Origin of the sequence: Bacteroides cellulosilyticus DSM 14838, from assembly GCF_000158035.1 — a bacterium.
Lineage (GTDB): Bacteria > Bacteroidota > Bacteroidia > Bacteroidales > Bacteroidaceae > Bacteroides > Bacteroides cellulosilyticus.
The window spans coordinates 1-775 of sequence record NZ_EQ973516.1 but is presented as its reverse complement, the minus strand read 5'-3'; the positions used below and the strand labels follow the sequence as shown (position 1 = coordinate 775).

The window sequence follows — 775 nt, the reverse complement described above, 5'->3', positions numbered from 1 at the left end:
GACGGTCGGCACGAAGGTCCTCGTCACGGAAACACTTGGCAATCTGGAAGTAACGGTCAAAACCGGATACCATCAGCAATTGCTTCAAGGTCTGCGGGCTTTGCGGCAAGGCGTAAAACTGTCCCGGATTCATGCGTGAGGGCACCACGAAGTCGCGTGCACCTTCCGGAGTAGAGCCTACCAGTACAGGAGTTTCCACTTCGATGAAACCCTGGCTGTCCAGGTAGCGGCGTACTTCAATGGTCATTCTATGGCGGAGTTCCAGATTTCTGCGTACCGATGGACGGCGCAAATCCAGATAACGGTATTTCATGCGGATATCGTCGCCACCATCCGTATTATCTTCGATGGTGAACGGAGGTGTCAGGGCTGCATTCAGCACATTCAGTTCCGATACGATGATTTCAATATCTCCGGTCGGGATATTGGCATTCTTACTGAAGCGTTCGTTCACCGTTCCTGTAATCTGAATGACGAATTCGCGTCCCAGGCGGTTGGCGTTCTCGCAAAGTGCGGCGTCCACCTCTTCGTTAAAAACTAACTGGGTGATACCGTAACGGTCGCGGAGGTCAATGAATGTCATACCTCCCATTTTGCGGCTGCGCTGCACCCAACCTGCCAGCGTTACTTGCTTATTGACATCGGAGATACGAAGTTCTCCGCAGGTGTGTGATCTAAACATGTTGATATTTACAATTTACAATTTACAATTTACAATTTGGCTGCGCTGTCGGGGCACAACGCTTAATTGCTAATGACGTGCAAAAATACAGAT

The 775-nt window shown here is 50.1% G+C and carries 1 protein-coding gene; it reads right to left on the bottom strand.

What is annotated here, in order from left to right; all coding sequences use genetic code 11:
* Positions 1-682 (bottom strand): amino acid--tRNA ligase-related protein (locus BACCELL_RS25425; RefSeq protein ID WP_007215057.1); only part of this gene is annotated, 682 nt, incomplete at its 3' end.
* Positions 683-775: the final 93 nt, after the last annotated feature.